General features: G+C 61.3%; 21 protein-coding genes and 1 pseudogene. 14 read left to right on the top strand and 8 right to left on the bottom strand.

Going from position 1 to position 23,728, the window contains the following annotated elements; all coding sequences use genetic code 11:
• The 4 genes from HV744_RS32980 to HV744_RS32965 all read left to right on the top strand — a co-directional run.
• Nucleotides 1-487: 4Fe-4S dicluster domain-containing protein (locus tag HV744_RS32980; protein WP_175153496.1), on the top strand; the 487-nt coding region annotated here is incomplete at its 5' end.
• A gap of 58 nt (nt 488-545) precedes the next feature.
• A complete protein-coding gene (gene bktB / locus HV744_RS32975) occupies nt 546-1,733 on the top strand; it encodes a beta-ketothiolase BktB (protein ID WP_175153495.1) in 1,188 nt (395 codons plus the stop codon).
• Nucleotides 1,734-2,049: 316 nt separating this feature from the next.
• Nucleotides 2,050-3,561 carry an MltF family protein gene (locus HV744_RS32970; RefSeq protein ID WP_175153494.1) on the top strand — a complete coding sequence of 504 codons (1,512 nt, stop codon included), beginning with the start codon at nt 2,050-2,052 and terminating at the stop codon, nt 3,559-3,561.
• Between the two features lie 121 nt (nt 3,562-3,682).
• Nucleotides 3,683-4,126 (top strand): cupin domain-containing protein, encoded by a 444-nt coding sequence (locus tag HV744_RS32965; protein ID WP_175153493.1) that lies wholly within the window; start codon nt 3,683-3,685, stop codon nt 4,124-4,126.
• A gap of 122 nt (nt 4,127-4,248) precedes the next feature.
• On the opposite strand, the gene HV744_RS32960 is transcribed toward HV744_RS32965, so the two are convergent.
• From HV744_RS32960 to HV744_RS32950, 3 genes are all read right to left on the bottom strand, one after another.
• Nucleotides 4,249-5,001: a hypothetical protein gene (locus HV744_RS32960; protein ID WP_175153492.1), complete on the bottom strand. Its 753-nt coding sequence runs from the start codon at nt 4,999-5,001 to the stop codon at nt 4,249-4,251.
• 164 nt (nt 5,002-5,165) lie between these two features.
• On the bottom strand, nt 5,166-5,696 hold the full coding sequence (locus HV744_RS32955; protein WP_175153491.1) for a cytochrome b/b6 domain-containing protein: 531 nt from the start codon (nt 5,694-5,696) through the stop codon (nt 5,166-5,168).
• 17 nt (nt 5,697-5,713) lie between these two features.
• Nucleotides 5,714-5,977: a PepSY domain-containing protein gene (locus HV744_RS32950; RefSeq protein ID WP_175153490.1), complete on the bottom strand. Its 264-nt coding sequence runs from the start codon at nt 5,975-5,977 to the stop codon at nt 5,714-5,716.
• 338 nt (nt 5,978-6,315) lie between these two features.
• On the opposite strand from HV744_RS32950, the gene HV744_RS32945 reads away from it, so the two are divergent.
• From HV744_RS32945 to HV744_RS32935, 3 genes are all read left to right on the top strand, one after another.
• A complete protein-coding gene (locus HV744_RS32945; protein WP_175153489.1) occupies nt 6,316-6,870 on the top strand; it encodes a phasin family protein in 555 nt (184 codons plus the stop codon).
• 460 nt (nt 6,871-7,330) lie between these two features.
• Nucleotides 7,331-7,588, top strand: a complete 258-nt coding sequence (locus HV744_RS32940; protein ID WP_175153488.1) for a hypothetical protein — start codon at nt 7,331-7,333, stop codon at nt 7,586-7,588.
• Between the two features lie 48 nt (nt 7,589-7,636).
• A complete protein-coding gene (locus HV744_RS32935; RefSeq protein WP_175153487.1) occupies nt 7,637-7,924 on the top strand; it encodes a hypothetical protein in 288 nt (95 codons plus the stop codon).
• Between the two features lie 67 nt (nt 7,925-7,991).
• Here the strand turns inward: HV744_RS32935 and HV744_RS32930 are convergent.
• A pseudogene (locus HV744_RS32930) lies at nt 7,992-9,140 on the bottom strand (MFS transporter); the annotation flags it as partial.
• 923 nt (nt 9,141-10,063) lie between these two features.
• Between HV744_RS32930 and HV744_RS32920 the strand changes: the two are divergent.
• Nucleotides 10,064-11,209 carry a branched-chain amino acid ABC transporter substrate-binding protein gene (locus tag HV744_RS32920; protein ID WP_175153485.1) on the top strand — a complete coding sequence of 382 codons (1,146 nt, stop codon included), beginning with the start codon at nt 10,064-10,066 and terminating at the stop codon, nt 11,207-11,209.
• Nucleotides 11,210-11,532: 323 nt separating this feature from the next.
• On the opposite strand, the gene HV744_RS32915 is transcribed toward HV744_RS32920, so the two are convergent.
• Nucleotides 11,533-13,293 (bottom strand): tannase/feruloyl esterase family alpha/beta hydrolase, encoded by a 1,761-nt coding sequence (locus HV744_RS32915; protein WP_175153484.1) that lies wholly within the window; start codon nt 13,291-13,293, stop codon nt 11,533-11,535.
• Nucleotides 13,294-14,601: 1,308 nt separating this feature from the next.
• On the opposite strand from HV744_RS32915, the gene HV744_RS32910 reads away from it, so the two are divergent.
• The 5 genes from HV744_RS32910 to HV744_RS37825 all read left to right on the top strand — a co-directional run bounded on the left by HV744_RS32910 (nt 14,602) and on the right by HV744_RS37825 (nt 18,845).
• On the top strand, nt 14,602-15,951 hold the full coding sequence (locus HV744_RS32910; protein ID WP_175153501.1) for an MFS transporter: 1,350 nt from the start codon (nt 14,602-14,604) through the stop codon (nt 15,949-15,951).
• 67 nt (nt 15,952-16,018) lie between these two features.
• Nucleotides 16,019-17,044: an amidohydrolase family protein gene (locus HV744_RS32905; RefSeq protein ID WP_175153483.1), complete on the top strand. Its 1,026-nt coding sequence runs from the start codon at nt 16,019-16,021 to the stop codon at nt 17,042-17,044.
• A 2-nt stretch (nt 17,045-17,046) separates the two neighbouring features.
• Entirely contained in the window at nt 17,047-17,730 is a 684-nt protein-coding gene (ligK, locus tag HV744_RS32900; RefSeq protein WP_175153482.1) for a 4-carboxy-4-hydroxy-2-oxoadipate aldolase/oxaloacetate decarboxylase, read from the top strand.
• A gap of 14 nt (nt 17,731-17,744) precedes the next feature.
• On the top strand, nt 17,745-18,452 hold the full coding sequence (locus HV744_RS32895) for a substrate-binding domain-containing protein (protein WP_175153481.1): 708 nt from the start codon (nt 17,745-17,747) through the stop codon (nt 18,450-18,452).
• Between the two features lie 45 nt (nt 18,453-18,497).
• Entirely contained in the window at nt 18,498-18,845 is a 348-nt protein-coding gene (locus HV744_RS37825; RefSeq protein ID WP_246279304.1) for a hypothetical protein, read from the top strand.
• Nucleotides 18,846-18,993: 148 nt separating this feature from the next.
• Here the strand turns inward: HV744_RS37825 and HV744_RS32885 are convergent, their stop codons facing one another.
• Entirely contained in the window at nt 18,994-19,647 is a 654-nt protein-coding gene (locus tag HV744_RS32885) for a TetR/AcrR family transcriptional regulator (protein WP_246279303.1), read from the bottom strand.
• Between the two features lie 130 nt (nt 19,648-19,777).
• Between HV744_RS32885 and HV744_RS32880 the strand changes: the two genes are divergently transcribed.
• Entirely contained in the window at nt 19,778-20,554 is a 777-nt protein-coding gene (locus HV744_RS32880; protein WP_175153498.1) for an SDR family NAD(P)-dependent oxidoreductase, read from the top strand.
• Nucleotides 20,555-20,637: 83 nt separating this feature from the next.
• On the opposite strand, the gene HV744_RS32875 is transcribed toward HV744_RS32880, so the two are convergent.
• Together HV744_RS32875 and tkt are read right to left on the bottom strand one after the other, a co-directional pair.
• Nucleotides 20,638-21,603, bottom strand: coding sequence for a D-2-hydroxyacid dehydrogenase (locus HV744_RS32875; protein ID WP_175153480.1), 966 nt, complete (start codon nt 21,601-21,603; stop codon nt 20,638-20,640).
• A gap of 17 nt (nt 21,604-21,620) precedes the next feature.
• Nucleotides 21,621-23,627 (bottom strand): transketolase, encoded by a 2,007-nt coding sequence (gene tkt, locus HV744_RS32870; protein ID WP_175153497.1) that lies wholly within the window; start codon nt 23,625-23,627, stop codon nt 21,621-21,623.
• Between the last annotated feature and the right edge of the window lie 101 nt (nt 23,628-23,728).

The following is a 23,728-nucleotide window of genomic DNA, read 5'->3' as shown; positions in this document are numbered from 1 at the left end:
CTTCAAGCAGTGGATGAGCAAGGGCCTGTACCTCGGCACGTTGATGGTCGGCATCGAGCAGAAGCTGCTGGGCGGCAATGTGCCGTGGACGCTGCATCACCAGCATTCCGACCATGAGATGCTGAAGCCCGCTTCGCAGTGCAAGCCGATCACGTATCCGAAGCCGGATGGGAAGCTGACCTTTGACCGGTTGTCGTCGGTGTTCATTTCGAACACCAACCACGAAGAGAACCAGCCGGCGCACCTGACGCTGAAAGATCCGTCGGTGCCGGTGAACGTGAACTGGCAGACTTATGCGGGCCCGGAATCGCGCTATTGCCCGGCCGCGGTTTACGAGTTCGTCAAGAACGACGACGGCAGCGAGCGGCTCGTGATCAACGCGCAGAACTGCGTGCACTGCAAGACTTGCGACATCAAGGACCCGACGCAAAACATCGTGTGGGTGACGCCTGAAGGCGGCGGCGGTCCGAATTATCCGAACATGTGATCCTCAATGGGCGCGACCGTATCATTCGCGGCAGCGCCTCAATCGCGGAGATGAGTCTATGAGCAGGGAAGTAGTGGTGGTTGGTGGCGTTCGTACCGCTATCGGTAAATTCGGCGGCAGCCTGAAGGACTTCACGCCGATCGAACTGGGCGCAGCTGTCGTGCGCGACGTGCTGGCGCGAACGGGAGTCGAAGCGAAGGACGTAGGTCACGTCGTGTTCGGCAATGTGATCGCTACCGAGCCGAGGGACCTGTACCTGTCCCGCGTCGCGGCGATCGATGCCGGCATTCCAGATTCGACGCCCGCCTTCAACGTCAACCGCCTGTGCGGTTCGGGCCTGCAGGCGATCGTGTCGGCAGCGCAGACCATCCTGCTGGGCGATGCCGATGTGGCGATCGGCGGCGGCGCGGAGAACATGAGCCGCGCGCCGTACCTCGCGACCGACGCGCGCTTCGGCTCGCGGATGGGCGATGCACGCCTCGTCGACATGATGCTCGGCGCGCTGAACGATCCGTTCCAATCCGTGCCCATGGGCGTGACGGCGGAGAATGTGGCCCGCAAGTTCGGCATTTCGCGCGAGCAGCAGGATGCACTTGCCGTCGAATCGCATCGCCGCGCCGAGCGGGCCATTGCCGAAGGCCGCTTCAAGAGCCAGATCGTGCCGATGACGCGCAAGGTCAAGGGCCGCGAGGTAGTGTTCGATACGGACGAGCACGTTCGCAACGACGCGACGCTCGACGATTTCACGAAGCTCGAGCCCGTGTTCGCGAACGAGAACGGAACCGTGACGGCAGGCAACGCGTCGGGCATCAACGACGCGGCTGCCGCCGTTCTACTGATGTCGCGCGAGGCGGCGGAGCGGCGTGGTCTCGTGCCGATGGCGCGGCTCGTCGCCTACGCTCATGCGGGCGTCGATCCGCAATATATGGGCATTGGTCCGGTGCCGGCGACCCGCCTGGCGTTGCAGCGTGCTGGCCTGTCCGTCGGCGATCTCGACGTGATCGAGGCGAATGAGGCATTCGCGGCGCAGGCCTGTGCGGTGACGCAGGAGATCGGACTCGATCCGGCGAAGGTGAATCCGAATGGCTCGGGTATCTCGCTCGGCCACCCGATCGGCGCGACGGGCGCGCTGATTACCGTCAAGGCACTGTATGAATTGCAGCGTGTCGGCGGCCGCTACGCGCTCGTCACAATGTGCATTGGCGGCGGACAAGGCATTGCCGCCATCTTCGAAAACACGCTCTAAACGCGAGACATCACGCTTGCCGCGCAGGAACCGATCACCATGACAATCAAAATATCAGGCGTGATCGGTGCGGGGACGATGGGCAACGGCATCGGGTTCTGTCGCGGCAAGGATAGCCAGGCCATCCGCGGCCAGCGTCTTTAGTGTCGGGAATGTGCTCATTGCCACACAAGTAACCCACAGCCTTCAATAGAATGGTGAGGTTACCGATTGCAGCGGCTGTGCGCGGCCGTCACCGCCCAGTCTTCTGGTAGTGACGGGCGAACGCCATGACATGCTCCGCTGTCACGTGGAACCTGGCGGGAGGCACGTCGTCATGAAAGCCGGCAATCAGGTTGTTGCAGCGGTCATATTCGTGCTGGCGGCCAGTATGGCCGCGCAAGCCGCCGCGCCGAAGGCGGCATCTTCCGCTGCACCGGCGTCGCAACCGGTGGCGGCGGCACCGTCTGTTGCGGTGCGCAAACTGAACCTCGCAAACAAGCCATGGACGGGCGATTTCGATGCGATGCTTCAGCGGCGGGTCATCCGCTTTCTGGTTCCCTATAGCCGTACGCTCTATTTCAACGACAAGGGCCGCGAGCGCGGACTGTCAGCGGAATTCGCGCGCGACTTCGAGCGCTTTGTCAACAAGCAATACGCCAGTCAGCTCGGCAAGCGACCCGTTACGCTGATTCTGATTCCAACCACACGCGACAAACTCCTGACCAACCTTGTCGCGGGATTGGGCGACATCTCCGCCGGAAACCTGACTGCAACCAGTGAACGGGAGAAGCTTGTCGATTTTGTTGCGCCGCGAGATCGGCAATCCGTGCGCGAACTGATCGTCACCGGCCCCAAAGCTCCGCCGATCGCCACGCTCGACGACCTCGCCGGCAAACAGGTTCATGTGCGCAAAGCGACGAGCTACTACGAGAGTTTGACGGCGCTGAACGAGCGATTCAAGGCGGCGGGCAAGCCTCTGATGAAGCTCACGCTGCTGCCGGACGCGCTTGAAGACGAAGACAAACTGGAAATGCTCAACGCGGGCCTGATCAACATCGTCGTGGTCGACGACTGGAAAGTGAAGCTATGGGCGCAGGTACTGCCGAAGATCAAGGTACACGACGATCTTGCCGTACGCACCGAGGGATACATTGGCTGGGCAATTCGCAAGGGAAGTCCGCAACTGCGGGCCGTGCTGACGGACTTCTACGTGAACTACCTGAAGAAGCAAGGCGTGGCGGCATACCGGCTGTCCCAGTACATGAAGCAGATCAAGCAGATCACTAACAATACTGCTTCAGCAGAACGCCAGCGATTCGAGCAGACGCTTGCATTGTTTGACAAGTACGGCAAGCAGTACAGCTTTGATCCGCTGATGCTGGCGGCGCAAGGCTATCAGGAATCACAGCTCGATCAAAACGCGCGCAGCCATGTTGGCGCGATTGGTGTGATGCAGATCATGCCTGCCACGGGCAAGCAGATGGGGGTTGGCAGCATTTCCGTCATCGAGTCCAACATTCACGCAGGTGCAAAATACATGGACCAGTTGATGACCCGCTACTTTTCCGATGCGCGCTTCGACGAAACCAACCGGCCGTTGTTTGCTTTTGCGAGCTATAACGCCGGACCTGGCAACATTGCGAAAATGCGCAAAGAGGCGGCAGCGCGTGGACTGGACCCCGACAAGTGGTTCAACAATGTGGAAATTGTCGTTGCGGAAAAGATCGGCATTGAAACCACGACCTATGTGCGCAACATTTACAAGTACTATGCCGCGTATAGGTTAATTGCCGAAGCGCAGGCGACAAAGAACAAGGCTTTGGAGAAAGCCGGGAAGTCTGGCTAGGAGGAAAGACCTCCCGCCTGGAGTCCGCGCTCTTCGGTTATTGGTTGCACTGCGACCGGCGCGCCCGTTAGCTACGACATTCGCGAAGTCGCGAGAGTCTCTAGTCCGAAGGAGTTTGATAATGACACCTGGCGGCGCGGCTCCAGGCGAACTGATTAACCTCGGGCAGTTGAGTATTCAATACCTGATTGATGGAACTGCCACAGGCGGGATGGGCGTTTTTGAGTTGACTGTGCCCCCTGGTTCACCAGTTCCTCCGCCACATAGCCACACTCGAAATGAGGAGTGCGCCTATGTGCTGGAGGGCATGCTCCGGTACCCGGTCGATGGGGTAGTCCGAGACCTGCAGCCAGGAGAATGGATGCACACTCCGGCCGGATCGGTCCATCACTTCAGCAACCCGCACAATGGCACGGCCCGCGCACTGATCATCCTGACACCCGACATAGGTGCTCAATATTTTCGTGATGTCGGAGCCATCATAACTGCCGGTGAGCCGCCTGACCGTGCAAAGCTTTTCGATGTCATGTCCCGGTACGGGCTCGTGCCGGCTCCGCCACTATGAACTACCGTCTCAGCCAACAATTGCCCTCAGGAGAAATGCCGGTTTCGCAGGAGCCTTGGACCCTGGCGTTCAATGTCGGCTTTCGGAGAATTCATCGGTCCGTTCCGGCGCGACCCTGACGATTAGTCAGCCCGGCACCAACGACCCGAATCTGGGCACACAATGACCGGTGTGCCGTTCAGCAAGACTTGCTCTGAATCCAGTTGCAACGAGGTTGAAGGGGCGACGTCGAAGTCAACCTTGAGTGCGTGTCCAACATGGGGATCTTCGATGGGAAGCTCCCAGGTCAGGAATATTTGAATGCAGTCCCGGTCCGGTGCGAATTCGGCCGCATTAAAACCGCTGCTGCCGCGCTGAATGACGCCATGAGGCTGGCCGGTATCGAATATCACGACCGTTCCCCGGGTCAGCGGAATGCGATGGCCTGTCGAAGGAAAATGCAAATCCAGCCCGCGGTCCTCGCTTAAGAAGAGATTGCAAAAGGCCGCACCGCCGTATTGCCCGCCATCATGGTGGTACCTCGCGCCGCGGCATGCCATCAGGGCTACGTCACTGGAGGCAAGCACGTCGGGTAGTCCTGGCGCGCATGTCCAATCGGACACGGCCTGCACGCAGCGCGTGTAGTCCGGCCAGCGCGCCCGAGCTCGCGCCAAAGGCATGACCTCGACGTCTCCGGGCTCCAGAATCATGTGCGACGATATCTCCCTTTGCCAATCCGCAAGCAGACGCGTTGGGGGCACAGGTACGTCGACAGTGCCTGATAGCACGATGTCACTCACGCATCGACCGCGGATGACGTCGCCACTCCAGAAATAGGAAATCAGCATGTCCTGCATTCGATGCTGTTGGGGAGAGGAGGGATTCATCCAGGCCATTGTAACGATTCCAGCGAATCACTTCGGCGCAAACACGGCTAGTAGTAGCCTGTAGCTGCGGAGAGAATTCGCGCGGGTGTTATGGTTTGCTCCGACTGGGTCGTTGAGTGGTGGTCGTCTGTTTCCGCTGTTCGAGGTGAACCATCACTTCAGTCGGCCCGACACTAACGCGAGGTGTCCTGGTCTCCGAGATCGCGTTTAAAGCCCGTCAGCATTGCGCCGATGAGGTTTTCGCGCGTCCAGACGCTCATCACGATCGCCGCGAGAATATGCGCGCACACGCAGACTTGCAGCGCGGTCGACAGACAAGTGTGGAGATCCTGCGGCCAGTCTTCGCCCCAGAAGGCATTGACGCGCATCAGCCAGCCGCTCACAGCCAGCGCCAAAATCAGCAGCCATAGCGTCAACGCCATCAGGCCGCCAAGCGGATTGTGCGACAGATGCTGCTGCGGCTCGCCGGCGGCAAGCGAGCGAATATATGCGGTGAGATGCGAGCGCCCCGGCCACCACGCCGCAAATCGCGCGTTCGTCGTGCCGATGAAGCCCCATACGATGCGAGACGCGACGAGCCCCGCCGCGACATACCCGAGTACCCGATGCGCCTGGTCGGTAGGGCCGAACAGATTCCACGCGACGATGCCCGCGATGCTCCAGTGCGTGAACCGCACCCAGATATCCCAGGTTTTGACGGGCATCGAGTGAGGCTCGGAGCTTATTCGATTTCCGACTTCACGACATCGAGCGTCTTGGTGTCGTAGTAGATCTCGACCTTCTTGCCGTCTTTGTTGTGACCGTAGATCTCGTAGCAGTTGCCATCGACCTTGAACTTCTTGATCTTGTATCCTTGCCCTTCGAGTTGCGAGCGCGCATCCGATTCCTTCATCCACTCGCTCTTTGGATGCGCCGTGCAATCGGCCTTCGCGAACGCCGTGCCGGAAACGCCCACCGCCACCACTAACGCCAGAAACTTGAACATCCGCTACCTCATCTGGTGATTTATTGAGAGGTGAGCCTACTTCAAACGCGAATCGATCGCAAGTAGATTGTAATATTTGGAGCCTGGTATTTGCAGGCCGCTGGTCTGTTTGATCCGACAAAAGGCAGTCATCAGAACCGATCGTTTTGTAGGGTAACTACCGATAAAAGAGTACACCAACCACTCATTTAACAAAGTTAGAATGTTTCGTCTAATTCCGCATTGCAGCAGAAATGGTCCGGATCGATGCAGCCCGGGCACAGCCGTGAGTTTGAGCTGCGGCAGGTTTCCTGCCCATCGCTTTGAGCGAACTATTAGTATGACTAAAGGAGAGAGCGGTGTACATTTCGACGAACGAACATCTTGGCTGGGCGCAAAGTGACAGTGTTGACGCAGCGTTTTCGTTGGCGCAGCAAGTATTCCAGTGTTTTGAAAAACTCGTCGAGTTGAATCAGCAGGCAGTCAAGGCGACTGTCGCCGAGAGCGAACAGGCTTGGCAGTTGGCGATGTCCGGTAAGACGCCGGTCGAACTGTGGGTTCATCAAGCCAATGCCGTGCGGCCGGTCGCGGAGAGAGCGCTTTCGTACAACCGTCAGGTACTTGAAATCGCGACTCATACGCAAGTCGAGTTTCTGAAATTCTTCAAGGCTCGATTCGAGCATCGCAACGCCAAACTGCAAGAACTGGTCGACGGCGTCGCCAGGCATGCTCCTGCCGGTTCCGAAGCTGCCGTCACGGTGATGAAGTCGACGGTTTCCAGTGCTGGCCTTGCCTATGACACGGTGCTCAAAGCTACCGCACAAGCCATCGCAATGGCGCAGCGAACCCAGCCGGCGGCCACTGCGCCGGCGTCGGGCTCTGCAAAGTCCCGCGACCATGCTCGCGCAGACTAGCTGAGCGCTGCTGGTCCATTCAACAGTTTTTCAAAGAGGCTGGACGGACCGCACGATCCGGGACCGGCACGGTGTCGTCACGGTGTCGTATTTGTTGTTGGTTTGTCTGCAGGGCTGATTGAACGGCGGGATGAGTGCGAGCACTTGTCCCTTTCATCGGGCGTGCGCTGAGCGATCGCGGCAATCAGGATGTTGTCGCGAGCCGCTAATGGTTGGCGCCGCTGGATAACGTCGCTTTCTTTTCAGACGAGGTCGCAATGATCGAAAGATGGATGGGACTCACGATTGGCACCACCGCACTGCTGATCGCGATACCTCTCGTAATGAGCCACTATCGTCGGGAACGCCGTCGTGGACAACTTCTTCGGAATCTCGATCATGTCGACTGGTGGTATCGCACGCGCGGACCGAAATAGACGCGATAAAAAGTGTCTAAAAAGACAGGTGGAGCGGGAGTGTAATGGGAATTGATGCTTCTTATAAAAGTGATCTTCTGCACATTGAAGCGATCGTCGCCGCGCTAGAACGGATAACCAGCAGTGGCGACTCGATTGCCTCTACGTCCCTGATCAACGAACCGGGCTATTGGCGCCAGCGTATCGAAACGCTGCTTGTCCAATACGATATCTCGCAGGTCGATCGGGACCATGCGCAGAACTTGCTGAACAGACTGTGCGGAATTGTCAGAATCCCGTCGGAAAGCCAACTGATTGAATAATGATCGGGCATTGCGAACACGTGAACCGGAAAACGCAAGAGGATCGGCATGAATAGTGGACGCTTCGAAACAGGGTTTCAATCGCCGGCAACCCATGCTGCGGACCGCCATCGGCTGGTGGTGCGCGCACGTGTTCAAGATATGCGCATTGCGGCGATCTGGCAGGTGTTGCTGCCGTTTTCCGCCAACGTCGAGAATGTGGATATTACGACGTCGCCAGATTCCGGTTTTGAGGAGGTCGCGATAGCACTCGTTCGGACGCGACGTGAGTTGCTGGATTCAATCGTCGCGCGATTTAACAGCATGTCCTGGGTGACGAGCACAAAACTTTGCTAACGAAGCGATCGCCGAGTCGGAGTCTCTGTTCATGTGGTGCAGCGGCTTACGCTTTGGTTCGCGCTTCAGCGGCGGACATACCGCCGAGCAAGGCGGTCGGCAGCGACCAGAACTGTGATGAGGAGGCGAGGATGCCCGCGGCGGCGACGCTCAGACAGACGATCGATGCCGGCACACTGCCGAGCGCCGGCAGCAGCACGAAGCCGGCCGCGGCGATCAGCATCGGAATCGCCAGATGCAGTCTGCGCTCGCGGCGACGGTCCGCGCTCATGCCGATCAGCGGCAGCGCGATGAGCGCGCACAGATAGGGAATCGCGGTAAACACGCCAATCCAGAGCGGGTCGGCGACACCGGACTTGCGAATGATGGTCGGCAGCCAGAACGTCAGGCCATACTGGCCGAGCACGACGCAGAAGTAGATCGCCGCCATCAGCCACAAGCGGCGGTCGCCGATGAACGACCTGACCGAGACGTGCGCGATCTTGTGTGCGTTGTCGCTACCGACATTGCGGGCGAGCAGATTCTTTTCGGGGTCGGTCAGCCACTTCGCTTTCGCGATGCTGTCGTCGAGGTACAGCAGGATCGCGATGCCGAGCACGAGTGACGGCAGCGCTTCGAACAGGAACAGCCACTTCCAGCCGGCCAGGTTCATCGCCCCTTGCAGCGAGTGCATGATCCAGCCGGAAAGCGGCCCGCCAATAATGCCGGCCAATGGAATCGCCATGAAAAATAGCGATAACGCTTTGGCCCGGCGCGCAGCCGGAAACCAGTACGTCAGATAGAGGATCACGCCGGGTGCAAAACCCGCTTCCGCGACGCCCAGCAGAAACCGCAGCACGTAGAAAGCCGCAGGCGATTTCACGAACACGAAGCTCGCGGAGATCACCGCCCACGTCAACATGATTCGCGCCAGCCATTTGCGCGCGCCGACGCGATGCAGAATCAGATTGCTCGGTACTTCGAAGAGGAAGTAGCCAAGAAAGAAAATGCCCGCACCCATGCCATAGACGGTTTCGCTAAAGCGCAGGTCGTTGAGCATCTGCAACTTTGCGAAACCGACGTTGACCCGGTCGAGATAGGCGCCGAGATAGCACAGCATCAGGAACGGAATCAGACGGCGGCCGACTTTCGCGTAGGTTTTCGACTCGAAGCTGGTCGAGTCCGTGTGGGGCGGCATATCGCCGGTAACGGGCAACGCGGTGTACTTCGATTTCATGTTTGTCTCCTTCCATGCCCTGGGTTGGCCCAGGTGCCTCGCACGCGGTCGATTCAGAAGCGCGGCCGCGCGTTGATGAACGACGTCAATGAATGAGCATGCCGCCGTTCACGTCGAGCGTGATGCCCGTGCCGCCTTTGCACTCCTTCGTGACCGGCAGCACGGTTTGCGACATATGGAGTGTGCCGCGCAGGTTGACGTCGACGATCGCGTCGAACCACGCTCTCGAAAGCGATGATGGCCTTCACCGGCGGAATGCGCATAGTGAAAATCTTTTCAACTGCAGATGAATGAAGCCGCCTCGTTCGCACGCCATTCGTACTGCCGTTCTGTCGACAAGCCGCGCAACCTGGGGGCATGAAGTGCTCTCGATACCGGTCCGGGAGTTTCAATGCCGTACAACGGTCAATCGCAAACATAGGTTGCGCAGTGCAACAACTGCGCAAGAGCCAGCAATGAATTATTCAACTTTCCGCTCGAGCATGCGACGCGTCGACGCTCAACCGCAGTCCTTTCGTTCTGTTTTCTCCTGGCGTCGCTCGAAGACATCGGTCTGCGCGTGAGCGAGCCTCGTCAATAAATTTAGTTCGTATCGCCAGGTAAATGTGGGCGGGTCGTCAACAAGTCACGCCGCTTGCGTCAATTAAAGGAAGATTTTTATCGAGATAATGCGAATTTTACAAATATTGTCGATTTGCCGAGTCAATGCGTGCTAGCGTCCAAGCAGCACTTTCTGATGCGGGACGAGGCAAGCAATGATGCCGTCACGGGCATCAGCCGGATCGGGCTCCGCAATCCGAACCAGCGGGTGAGCCGTTCAAGCGTTGCATCAGGCCGACGTGAGATGGCGCGAAAGCGCGCAGATTCAGCAGCGTTGGTAATCCCATAACTGGGTGATTGGAAAACAAAGAGGAGATTTTTGAATGACTTTCAAGTTTCACAAACTGCTGCCGATTAGCGCCGCAGTCGTCGCATTCGCAACCATGGCGACCTCGGCTTCTGCCGATCAGATCGTCAAGATCGGTCACGTCGGTCCGCTGACGGGCGGCTCCGCCCACCTCGGCAAGGACAATGAAAACGGCGCGCGCCTCGCGATCGAGGAAATCAACGCGAAGGGGCTGACGGTCAACGGTCAGAAGATCATGCTGGTGCTCGACGCGCAGGATGATGCTGCTGATCCGCGTCAGGCCACCCAGGTCGCGCAGAAGCTGGTCGACGACAAGGTCGTTGCCGTGGTCGGCCACCTGAACTCGGGCGCATCGATTCCGGCGTCGAAGATCTATAGCGATGCGGGCATCGTGCAGATCTCGCCGTCGTCGACGAATCCGGCCTACACGCTACAAGGCTTCAAGACGACCTACCGGGTCGTGGCGACCGATGCGCAGCAGGGTCCGGCGCTGGCGAACTATGCGGCGAAGAGCCTGAACGTGAAAACCGTCGCGGTTGTCGATGACTCGACGGCATACGGCCAGGGGCTCGCGAACGAATTCGAACGGACTGCCAAGGCGCTCGGCCTGAAGGTCATGTCGCATGACGCGACCAACGACAAGGCTGTCGATTTCCGCGCCATTCTCACGAAGATCAAGGGCGAGAATCCGGACGCGATCATGTACGGCGGCATGGACGCCACCGGTGGTCCGTTCGCGAAGCAGGCAAGGCAACTGGGCCTGCGCGCGAAAGTGCTCTCGGGCGACGGCGTGTGTACCGAAAGCCTCGCGCAACTGGCTGGCGCGGCAGCCGGCAATGTCGTGTGCTCGCAGGCGGGCATGGCTGTCGAGCGGATGGATGGCGGCGCGCAATTCTCGGCGAAGTACACGAAGCGCTTTGGCCACCCGATCGAATTCGACGCGCCGTTCACGTACGACGCGGTGTACATCGTCGTCGACGCGATGAAGCGTGCGAACTCGACCGAGCCGTCGAAGGTTCTCGCGAAGATCGCGGGCACCGACTACAAGGGCGTGACCGGCCAGACGACGTTCGATGCGAAGGGCGACCTGCAGCACGGTGTCATTTCGCTGTACGACTACAAGGACGGGAAGAAGACGCTGGTCGATGTGGTGAAGATGTAAGCACGGATCGACTCGGGGCGGGTGGAGGAAGACTCCATCGCCTTGGTTCGCTGCTCTCGATGAAAGCGGGCGCGCAGTCGCGCCCGCGAGAGCGACTACGCAGTACTTCAGCAATTACGACGTCATGCAGCTAAAACCCGACGCCGCGCTCACCCTACCCAGGCCATCGTATTTCGGCCCATGCCGTACAAACGCACAACGGCGGCCCCGGTTGGCGCCGCCGTGTGCCATCGATCCCGCCGAGCGTCGCCGGAGTTCAACTTCGCTCGGGTAGCGGGCCGGCCCCGAAGGGCCGGCCAGGCAGCCGGGTAGCGGGATCCTGCTTACGGAGCCGCGACACCCTGCGTCTTCGCGGTGTAGGGCTTGTAGAAGCTGGAGCCGGCCCAGGCAGGTGCCGCTGCGGTGTACAGCGGTGCGCCCTGGGTGTAGTTGGCGCCGCTGTGCCAGTCGCCGGAACCGGTGTACCTGGCCACCGCCGGATACGGGTAGACGGGGCGCGTGGCGGTCACAGCGTTCGACGAGTCGGTCTGGTAGGTCATCACGGCATTCGGAGCCTTGGCCTGCTCGGCCCAGCCCGTGATCTGCGATACCAGGTCGATGTTCGGGAAGCCCTCGCCGCCGCCGCAGTGGCCGACGCCAGGGATGACGTACAGACGCGCGAACTGGCTCACGTCCGACGCGCCCATCGTGCTTTGCATCGCCTCGTAGTATGCAATCGTGAAGAGCGGCGAGATGTGCTGGTCAGCCCAGCCGTGCCACAGGATCAGCTTGCCGCCGGCGTTCTGGAAAGCGGACAGGTCGGGGTTGGTCGCATCGTTGAGCGGGTGGTTGGCCTGCAGGAACTTGCTGTAGAAGCTCGCGTCCTGGTAGCCGAACGTGTCGATGTTCGGCATGCTCGGCGAACCCGTGAAGATCAGGTTGTAGGCGCCCGTCACGATGTTGTAGCTGAACAGACCCGAGGTCGACGTAGCCGCGGCCGTCGAGTTCGTGGTCGGCACTTCGACGCCGATCCAGTTGGCTTCCGAACCGTATTGCGGCGAACCGGCCAGCATGCGCTCGCCGGTGGTGGCACCCATCGGGCCACTATAGATCTTCGTGGCAGTGGCGACTTCGGCCGCGGTCAGGCAGTTGCTGGTGTCCGTCGCGCCGTTCGCGCACTGGATCGTTGCCGGGTCGAAATGACAGGTGCGCGGATCGGCCAGCAGACCGTCAGGCACGCCGGTTTGGCCGCCGCAGGCCGCAACCACCGCCTTGTGCAGCACGAGCGCCTTGTCGGCATAGAGCACGGCATTGCCGGTGCTGGTGCCAGTGGTGCTGTTCGATTCCACGCTCCAGCCGTGATACAGCGAGTTCTGGATCTGGAAGTGCGCGGCCGGGGCGCCGGCGACGATGCCGTTGTAGTCGGTCGGGTAGCGCTGCGCGGCCATCAGGGCTTCGCGGCCGCCGTCGGAGCAACCGATGAAGTACGAGTACTTCTGCGTCTGCCCGTAATAGGCCTTGATCAGCTTCTTCGCCGCGAGCGTCGTGATGTGCTGGCCGCGATAGGCAAAGTCAGCCTGCTTTTGCGTATCCGTGGTCCAGCTGGCGTCCTGGCCCGAGTGGCCCATGTCGGTTGCCGCCGTCACGAAGCCGCCTTGCTGCACGAGCGGGCAAGTGTAGCTGAAGCTGAACGAGCTTTGCCTGGTCGGATCGCTCAGGTTGCCGCACAGACCGCCGCAGCCCAGTTCCGCGAAGCGTTGCGTCCACGTGCTGACAGGCAGCGCGACTTCGAAGGTGTTCGACGGTGCGAGCGTGCCTTTCACCGTGCAGAAGTTGACGGTGGCGCCATTGACCGTGGCGGCAGTGACGGTAGCCGAAGTAATCGAACTGCCCGCACCGCCGATGTCGGTGATGTCGATCGAGGCCAGCTTCGAACAATCGACGACCGGGTTCACGACGGCCAACGGGGCGATGGCGAGACCACCGCTACCGCCACCGCAGGCGGCGACAATGGTGGCTGTCACGCAGATGGCGAACAGTGTCAGCAGCGAGGCTGTGCGTGCATGGGCGTGTGCGAGCAGCCCGAAGGGATGCAGAGTTCTCATGCTTGTCTCCTTGATTGTTTTCCTTTCTCGAGCATCAGAACCGTACGTGTTCGTCCGGACTGCATGACGCGCTCGCGATCTACGCATTGCTTACTTATCTTCATGGATTCACATCTCCTCTTTTAATACTTCGGTTCTCAAAGCATCTCTCTAGATCATCGACATATCCGTTGCTTCTCAATCGTTCGCCATCGCATGAAATGACGCGCGCAGGCACCGGCGATCGATGTCGAATCGGTCGCGCGCATAACACGAATCACGTTGGGTTCTGCGAAATGTTATTTAATATGCCTAACGTATTTTTATTGGTGACTTCGGATCAAAGGGCGCGCCGTTCATTTCCAGCGGCATGATGCGACATGGAACCCCGCTCGCTGAGAGTTGACGCGACGTTAGCCAGGCGGGAAGTGGTGCGAAATCGGGGGTTAACCAGAATGATGCGGAGGTGAGCGGGTCAGTGCCCCGCCAACAAAGACAATCCGGTTCAATCGATACCGCTCGCAGGCCCACGGCTCAATGATTTGCGCGTCGCTCCGGAATCCTGGTCTCGCTATCGCCAGTGGCCCGCGCGAGAACACGCAATAATTTTTTTAGATGGGGAAAGAGATCGAAAGAGATTGAAAATGGCACGCCGCCTCTAACAAAAAGGAGAAAGCTCCTCACGTTACCTCTCGATGCGGCCAACTTCGACATTGTCTGTTCGACGATTCTCAGTGCCGTGGCGGTTGAATCAGTTGGAGGCAAGGCCGACATCAGCCACACAAACCAATTCGCTTTCCTATCGAACACGGTTGTGCCGAGGAAGTCGGGATCTTCATGACGCCGGGTCGCTATCGCGAGCAAGCAATGACGAAGATGCGCAATTGGCGGAAGTCAACCGACATACCCATATCGGGATCGCGAAGGTAGGTAAAAGCGTCGTCCCAACCGCCTGTTCTATGCGACTTCGTTCGCACGTCATCTGATTTGTTTATCGGGGTGCGCTTCGGCAGGCGCTCGCCGGGCCCGCTTTCAAGGCCTTCGGGATCGCGCCTGGACCTTATCCAACGGGGTCCTGGAGGAATTTGCCGAGCTTCGGCGGCGCCATGCGGAACAGCAAAAACCCGCATACATGATCCATACATCTGGTTAACCCGCCCTTTTGGAGCCGGAGCCCGAACAGCTACCTTCGGACCGGATCTTTTGGGGAAGGTATGCGAAGCGCCATCGACATGACGGGTAGCGGCATCAATGAGAGTGCGAAGCCAGGCGCTTCGGCCGCGCGATAAAACCAGTAAAGGAGACAGGAGAATTCTGATGACAAGTGGAATGACGAGCGGCAAGAGGATTGATATCAAGGCGTTCATCGACGAGCGGCCGATTTCGCTTTACCAGTGGCTACTGGTGGCGCTGTGTTTTCTGATCGTGACGGCCGACGGCATGGACGTCGCCATCATGGGGTTCGTCGCGCCTTCCATCATTCACGACTGGGGAATTTCGCGGCCCGCGTTCGGGCTCGTGATGAGCGCGGCGCCGATCGGTCTGGTGATCGGTGCGCTGACAGCAGGGCCGGCATCGGACCGTATCGGGCGCAAGTGGGTTCTGATTACGTCGGTCTTTCTATTCGGCGTTTTCACGATCGCAACCGCGTTCACCGAAACGCCGACGGCAATGGCATTGCTGCGACTGCTGACGGGTATCGGCCTTGGCGCCGCCATGCCTAACTCGACGACGCTGCTGTCCGAGTACGCACCGCAGCGCAAGCGCGCATTGCTGATCACCATCATGTTCACGGGCTTCAACCTCGGATCGGCTTTGATCGGTTTTGCTGCCGGCTGGCTGATTCCGATCCACGGCTGGCGCTCGGTGCTGATTTTCGGCGGCGCGCTGCCGTTGGTACTGATCCCGTTTCAAATCTGGCTGTTGCCGGAGTCGGCCCGTTTGCTCGCAGTGCGCGGCGCATCGCCCCAGCGTATCGGCGCCGTCCTCGGCCGCGTGTGCGGCGCGCGCTTTGCCGGCGACGAAGTTTTCGTTTCCAACGAACCGCCGTTGCCGACGCGCAAGCCGATCGGCGTGTTGTTCTCGCAAGGCTATGGCTCGATGACCATCGCGCTGTGGGTCACGTATTTCATGGGCCTGCTCGTGATTTATCTGCTGACCGGCTGGCTGCCCACGTTGATGAGGGACGCCGGGCTGACCGTCACTGCGGCCGCCAATATCACGGCCATGTTCCAGATCGGCGGAACGGTCGGCGCGGTGCTGGTCGGCTGGGTGATGGACAAGGTCCGGCCGGCGCCGGTGATCAGCGCGGCCTACCTGGGCGGCGGTCTGTGCGTGCTCGGATTGGGATATATCGGCGCGTTGTCTTCATCGCTGGCGCTGTTGGTGTTTGCCGCGGGCTTCTGCATGAGCGGTGCGCAAACCGGTCTGAACGCGTACGCGCCTGGCCGTTACCCGACGGTGGCGCGTGCCACGGGGGTTAGCTGGATGCTCGGCATGGGCCGCTTCGGCAGCATCTTCGGTTCGGCGATCGGCGGCGCGCTGCTCGGCTTCGGATGGCAGTTCGGCGCCATTCTCGCGATGCTGGCGATCCCCGCTACCCTGGCTGCAATCGCTATCCTGGTGAGTCAGCGCGTGAGCGCGAGTGAAGCGACGGTTCGCCCCAATACAGCACACTAAGGAACGCGGCGCGCGCGAATCTCGCCGCCGCGCGCCGCTGGTCAAACCACTATTCTGAGGACAGACGGTGATCATCGATATTCACGGCCACTACACCACCGCGCCGAAAGCGTTGGAGTTGTGGCGCAACCGCCAGATCGCGGGCATCAGTAATCCGTCCGGGATGCCGAAGGCGTCGGAATTGCAGATCAGCGACGACCAGCTGCGCGAATCGATCGAAAGCAACCAGTTGAAGCTGATGCGCGAGCGCGGTCTCGATCTGACGATCTTCAGCCCGCGCGCCAGCTTCATGGCGCACCACATCGGCGATGCTCAGATCTCCAGCACGTGGGCCGCGATCTGCAACGAGCTGTGCTACCGGGTGAGCCAACTCTTCCCCGACCATTTCGTTCCGGCGGCGATGTTGCCGCAAAGCCCGGGCGTGGACACCGCCACTTGCATTCCGGAGCTGCTCAAATGCGTCGAGCAGTACGGCAACGTCGCAATCAATCTGAATCCCGATCCGTCGGGTGGTCACTGGACCAGCCCGCCACTGTCCGATCGCTACTGGTATCCGATCTACGAGAAGATGGTCGAGTACGACATTCCGGCGATGGTTCACGTGAGCACGAGTTGCAACGCGTGCTTTCACACCACCGGATCGCATTATCTGAATGCGGATACGACCGCCTTCATGCAGTGCCTGACGTCCGATCTGTTTCGCGACTTTCCGACCTTGCGCTTTGTGATCCCGCATGGCGGCGGCGCGGTGCCTTACCACTGGGGCCGCTTCCGCGGACTCGCGCAGGAGTTGAAAAAGCCGTTGCTGAAGGATCATCTGCTCAACAACATCTTCTTCGACACCTGTGTCTATCATCAGCCCGGTATCGATCTGCTGACGCGCGTAATCCCCGTCGACAACATTCTGTTCGCGAGCGAAATGATCGGCGCGGTGCGTGGCATCGATCCGGAGACAGGCCACTATTTCGACGACACGAAGCGCTATATCGAAGCGGCGCACGTGGATGCGGAAGAGCGGCACAAGATTTATGAAGGAAATGCGCGGCGTGTCTATCCGCGCCTGGATGCGTTGCTTAAATCGAAGGGGCAGTAATCATGTATGAACTTGGAGTCGTCTATCGCAACATTCAGCGCGCAGACGCCGACGTCGCCGCGAGCCTCGGTGCGCTCGGCTCGGCGACCGTGCACGAGGCGATGGGGCGCACGGGTCTCTTGACGCCGTACATGCGGCCTATCTATGTCGGCGCGCGTGCCAGCGGCACAGCCGTCACGGTGCTGCTGCAACCGGGCGACAACTGGATGCTGCACGTCGCGGCCGAGCAGATCCGGCCAGGCGACGTCGTCGTTGCCGCGGTCAGCGCGGACTGCACGGACGGCTATTTCGGCGACCTGCTGGCGACGAGCTTCAAGGCGCGCGGTGCCCGCGCACTGATCATCGACGCCGGCGTGCGCGACGTGAGCGTGCTGACGGAGATGAACTTCCCGGTCTGGAGCAAGGCGATCTCCGCGAAAGGAACGGTCAAGGCGACGCTCGGTTCGGTGAACATCCCCGTGGTATGCGCAGGCGCGCTGGTCACGCCGGGCGATGTCGTCGTCGCGGATGACGACGGGGTTGTGGTGGTGCCGGCGGGATCGGCGCAGACCGTGCTCGAAAAAGCGGCCGCACGCGAAGCGAACGAAGGCGAGAAGCGTGCGAAGCTGGCCACTGGTGTGCTCGGTCTGGATATGTACAACATGCGCGGGCCGCTGGAGCAGGCTGGACTGCGTTATAAAGATTGAGAAGGGTGGTCGACATGGTCAGCGGTCAAGCCGTGCGTAAGCCGATCACCGGCATTTCTTCGATGGCCACGCGCCAGGTGCTGGCCGAACTCGCGGGAGCTTACGAACGCTCGTCGGGGCAGCCGGTTGTCATCGAATCGGTTGGCGGCGTCGACGCGGCTCGGCGCGTTCAGGATGGCGAACCATTCGATATTGTCGTGCTGGCTGCGGAAGCGCTCGACCGGTTGGCCGCAGCGAGCCGCATCGATCCGGCCAGCCGGGTCGACCTCGCGCGCTCTGGCATTGCCATTGCCGTGGCGGCTGGGCAGCCGCGTCCGGACATTCGCACCGAAGCGGCGCTTCGCGACGCCATTCTGGGCGCACGCAGCATTGGTTATTCGACAGGGCCTAGCGGGACACATCTGACCCGGTTGTTCGAGCGCTGGGGCATCGCGGACCTCATCGCGGCACGCATCGTGCAGGCGCCGCCCGGCGTTCCGGTGGGGGCGCTGGTCGCGCGCGGAGATGTCGCGCTGGGTTTCCAGCAGTTGAGCGAATTGATTCATTTGCCGGGCATCGACGTGGTCGGCGCGCTGCCGCCCGAGATTCAGTCGACAACCGTCTTTGCAGCGGCGGTCTGCACGGCGGCCAATCAGCGCGAGGCAGCGCAGGCGCTGCTGTCGTTTTTGACGTCGCGCGAGGCCGATTGCGCCAAGTCGGGAAACGGTATGGAGCCGGTTTGATCGCAGTACGCGGTTTGCTGCGCGAATTCACCCGGCAGCCTGCCGGTGAATATCGCGCAGAAAGTAGCGCTCGTCGTCGCAATCTGTAACGCGGGTAATTTTGCGCAACACAACCGTAGTCTGAATGTTGGCCTACCCACCTACGATATCGGCATTGTCCTCAATCCACTGACGAGGTGGCCGATGCTGACCCATCACGAAGTCGCGACGCTGTTGCGTCTCAGGGACGCCGAAAGGCGTCTGCAAGAACTCGATCCGGAAGTGCTTGCGCTGAGTCGCTACGAGCTGGTCGAGATCGCCTGGCATGATGACGGCGATATCTCGACACTCAAGCTGACAGGCCGCGGTCGCGAGCTCGCGCGGCGTTTGAGCCGAGAGAGCGACAGCGCCTGATGCGTCTTAACCGGCGGCCTGCTTCTCCGGACGCGTGCGTCGAAGCGCCAGCGCCACGCCGCTGAGCGTCAGCGCCTTCATTTGAATGTGTTCGACGGTTGCCTGAAAGGCCGTAGGGGTACTTCGTGCGAGGTCGCCCGTGCGGGATTTACCCCGCGTCGCCGCCTTGAGCCACGATCAGCTCCAGCGACGCAGAGAGAATCGATTTCGCGAGTTGCTTGTCGTCGACCGCACGCGCCAGCGTCACGGCGCCGACGATGGTCGCGACAATGCCAAGCGCCGCGCTTTCGCTTTGACCCGCCAACTTCTGTGCGATTTGCGCCGCCAGCGTATGCACGTAGCCCGTCAGCCGCTCGCGAATCGCCGGGCTTGCGTGCCGGGCTTCGCCAGCCAGCGCGCACAACGCGCAGCCACTGCCGGGATTCTTGATATGACGATCGCTGAGGAACGCCTCTGCGATCGCCCGTAACGGTTCTTTCGCCTTGGACCCGCCCGCCCCGGTATGAAGTGCGTCGATACGTTGCTTGCTCTGCGCGACCGCGTATTCGAGCGCCTCGACAATCAACGCGTCGCGCGAATCGAAGTGGCCGTAGAACGCGCCGTGCGTGAGACCGGCGCTGCGCATGCAGTCCGCCACGCCGAGCGCGTCGATCCCGTCTTCGCGAATTTGCCGCGCCGCTGTTTCCAGAACGCGCTGCCTGCTTTCCGCCTTTTGCGCCTGCGAGTAGCCCATTTTCTGTTCACCCCGCTTGACAATCTGTATGACGAGCATAATACTGAAAATGTGCATGATGATCAACATGCAGATTGTCAGAGTATGGATGTCCTCCGGATGTTCGTTCGTAAGCCGCGGCGCCAAGCCGCTTAACCGTTTCAGGCGTCCCGCGGCCGTGGCTTCCGGCGCGTCGGCGGCGCGATGAAGGAGAACGATGATGCGTTTCACAGGAAAGACAGCGTTGGTCACGGGCGGCAATAGCGGCATCGGCTTCGTCACGGCGAAGTTGCTGATAGCCGAAGGCGCGCGTGTCGCGATCACCGGCCGCGACCGCGCGAAGCTCGATCAGGCGGTGTCGGAGTTGGGCGAAGATGCGCTAGGCGTGCAGGCCAATCTGGATGACGAAGCGGAAATCGGCGCGTTGTTCGAACGGATCGCGAGCACCTTCGGCTCGCTGGACATCGTGTTCGCCAACGCCGGCATTTCGGGGCCGACGCCGCTCGGCGGCACATCGGCGGCTGCGTTCGAGGCGGTTCTTCGCACCAATCTGACCGCGGTCTTTCTGACGGTTCAGGCGGCGCTGCCGTTGATGAGCGGGGGTGGATCGGTCGTATTGAACGGCTCGGTGATGCGCGAACTCGGCTCACCCGGTTCGGCGGCTTATTCGGCCACCAAGGCAGGCATTACCGGCATGGCGAAGGTCTTCGCGTCCGAACTCGCGCCGCGCGGCATCCGGGTCAACACGGTGATTCCGGGCGGTACGCGTACGCCGATCTGGACCCGCGGTGCGCGCGAGGGCGCAACGTTGGAGGGAACCGAACAGGCCTTTGCGCCGCGCATTCCGATGGGCCGGCTTGCCGCGCCGGAAGAAGTGGCGGCGGCGGTGCTCTTTCTTGCGTCGGGCGACGCGTCGGGAATGACAGGCGCCGAGATCGTCGTGGACGGCGGCACGATCGGCGCACCGTGGGGCGCGCCGATTTTCCGCAAGGCCTGAAGCAACGTGAAGGGTGGGGGGCCGCAGACTGAAATGCAAAGCGCGGAAAATGCGGAAAACGGCACCCTGTCCCCCACTTTCGCTCAATACGCCCCTTGCACCAGATTGCTTGGCGCACCGTTGACGAAGTTCTCGATGTTGTCCATCAACTGATCGGCCAGACTCTGCTGCGCCTCGTCCGACGCCCACGCGACATGCGGCGTCAGAATGACATTCGGCCGGCCAGCCGCGCGCAACAGCGGATTGTCGTCGGCGGGCGGCTCGCCGGCGGTTACATCGAAGCCCGCGCCGCTGATCAGGTCGTCGTCGAGCGCCTGCACCAGTGCGCTTTCATCGACAAGGCCGCCGCGCGCGGTGTTGATGATCAACGGTCTGCGCTTCATCGCGCGGAACTCGGGCATCGCGAGCATGTTGCGCGTGTGCGGCGTGAGCGGGCTGTGCACGGTGATGATGTCGCTGGTCGCGAGCACCTCGTCCCATCGCGTGTACAGCGGACCGAGACCTTCGCGGCCCTTGTGCGCGGCGAACATCGGCAGCATGCCGAAAGCCTTGCCGAGTTCCGCGACACGCTGCCCGAGCACGCCCTCGCCGATGATGCCCAGGCGCGCGCCGGCCAGATCGTGAATCGCATGTGTGAAGAAGCAGAATTGCCCGGATTTTTGCCACTCGCCGGCGAGCACGTCGTCGCGGTAGGCGATCAGGTTGCGCCGCAACGCGAGGATCAGCGCGAACGTATGCTCGGGCACCGTGTTGATCGCGTAGCCGCGAATATTGCTGACGGCAATGCCCAGGCGCTGGCAGGCCGCCTTGTCGACGCAATCGGTGCCGGTCGCAGCAATCGCGATCAGCTTGAGGTCCGGCAACTGCTCCAGCAGTTCGGCTGTCAACGGCACCTTGTTGATAATCGCAATCGACGCGCCGGCGAGGCGCTCGAGCAATTGATCCGGCGTGGTGCGCTCGTGTTCGATCAACTGATGTTCGATACGCGGCTCGCGCAAAACGATTTGTGGCGCGAGCGTCGTGCGGTCGAGAAAAACGATCTTGTGCATGTCCATGTCCCGATGATTTACAGATGCCGCTTCGCTTCGGCGACGATGTGCTGCGCCGTGATGCCGAAGTGCTCGTACAGCGTTTCCGCAGACGCGGACGCCCCAAATCCCGTCATGCCGACAAAGCCGCCGCGTTCGCCGAGATAGCGGTCCCAGCCGAAACGCAGCGCCGCTTCGATGCCGACACGCACAGTGCCTGGGCCGAGTACTTCCGAACGATAGGCTGCATCCTGTGCGTCGAAGATCTCCCAGCATGGCATCGACACGACCGCGGTCGCGATGCCTTCGTCCTGCAACTGACGGCGCGCCTGCAACGCCAGCGCGACTTCGGAGCCGGTCGCGAGCAACGTGACGACGCGTGGTCCGTTATCCGCGTCGGCCAGCACGTAAGCTCCGCGCCGCGACAACGGCTCGGCGCTATGTTCACGGCGCACCAGCGGCAGCGCCTGGCGCGCGAACACCAGCGTGCTCGGGCCGCGCCGATGCTCGAGCGCGAGCGCCCAGCATTCGGCGGCCTCGACCGCATCGGCGGGACGCAGTACGCGCATGTTGGGCATCGCGCGCAACGACGCGAGTATTTCGACAGGCTGATGCGTCGGTCCATTCTTGCCGACGCCGATCGAATCGTGACTGAACACGAAGTGCACGGGCAAGCCCATCAACGCGGCCATCCGCATTGCAGGGCGCTGGTAGTCGGAGAAGGCCAGATAGGTGACGCTGGTCGCGATCACGCCGCCGTGCGTGGCCATGCCGTTCGCCATCGCGCCCATCAGATGTTCGCGCACGCCGCAATGAACGTAGGCGCCGGAATGGTCGGCGGCAGTGAAGGCCTGCAACTGGCGCTTGTGGCCCGTGGGCGCTTCGAGATCGGCGCAACCGACCATGCGTTCCGGCAACAGCGGCGCGAGCAGGTCGCTGATTTCGCCCGACACCGCGATGCCGGGTTGCGCTTCGTCGCGCGCTGCGGCGCGCTTGCGGTAGTCGTCGAGAATATCGCGCCAGCCTTCAGGCAGACGGCCGGACTGGACCCGTTCGAACTCCGCGCGTTGCGCGTCCGGCAACGCGGCGACGCGCGCCCGCCATTCGGCATGTTGCGCGTTGCTGCGCCGCCCGGCCGCGCGCCATGCGTTCAGGATGTCCGCAGGCAGCTCGAACGCCGCATGCGGCCAGCCGAGCTGCTCGCGCGCCGCGTCGGCGTCCGCCTGAAACAGCTTGCCGCTATGGCCGCCGCGTTGCCCTTGCAAGCGCGCAATGCCGCGGCCGATCACGGTCTTGCACGCGATCATCGAAGGCCGTGGGTCCGCGCGCGCAATCGTCAGTGCCGCCGATACCGCTTCGAGATCGTGCCCGTCGACTTCGACGACATGCCAGCCGCCCACGCGAAACCGTGCGCAGACGTCTTCGCTAATCGATAGCGAAGTGCTGCCGTCGTCGGTGATCTGATTGTCGTCCCAGCAAAGGATCAGCTTGCCGAGTTGCAGATGCCCCGCGAGCGAAATCATTTCCTGGCCGATACCTTCCTGCAGACAGCCATCGCCGACGAACGCGTACGTGTAGTGGTCGACGAGTTCGCTGCCGAATTTTGCCGCGAGATACGCTTCAGCGACGGCCATGCCGAACGCGTTGGCGATCCCCTGGCCGAGCGGGCCGGTGGTGGCTTCGATACCGTGCGCCGGTTCGTACTCGGGATGGCCAGCGCAATGCGAGCCGAGTTCGCGGAAGGTCTTGATCTGCTCCAGGCCGATCGCGTCATATCCGGTCAGATAGAGCAGCGAATACAGCAGCAGCGAGCCGTGGCCGTTGGACAGCACGAAGCGGTCGCGGTCGGGCCAGGTCGGATCGGCGGGATTGAACTTCAGGTGCCGGGTGAACAGCGCGGTCGCGATTTCGGCCATGCCGAGCGGCACGCCTTGATGACCCTCGCCGGCACGCAGGATCGCATCGATCGACAGGAAGCGGATCGCATCGGCGAGCGGCAGTTGGGCCGCCGCTGGCTCGCGAGCTTGCGCGGGGACCGGCGCCATTTGCGGCGCGGGCGGGGTTGAAGCTGGTGAAGCGGTCGATAGAGGCAATGCGGCAAGCTGTGCTTCGGTGGCGGACATGGCAAAAGGCTCCTCTACGCCGC

Source organism: Paraburkholderia ultramafica (genome assembly GCF_902859915.1).
Taxonomy (GTDB): domain Bacteria; phylum Pseudomonadota; class Gammaproteobacteria; order Burkholderiales; family Burkholderiaceae; genus Paraburkholderia; species Paraburkholderia ultramafica.
Note: the sequence above shows the minus strand (reverse complement) of the source record. Positions and strands in the feature narration are given on the sequence as shown.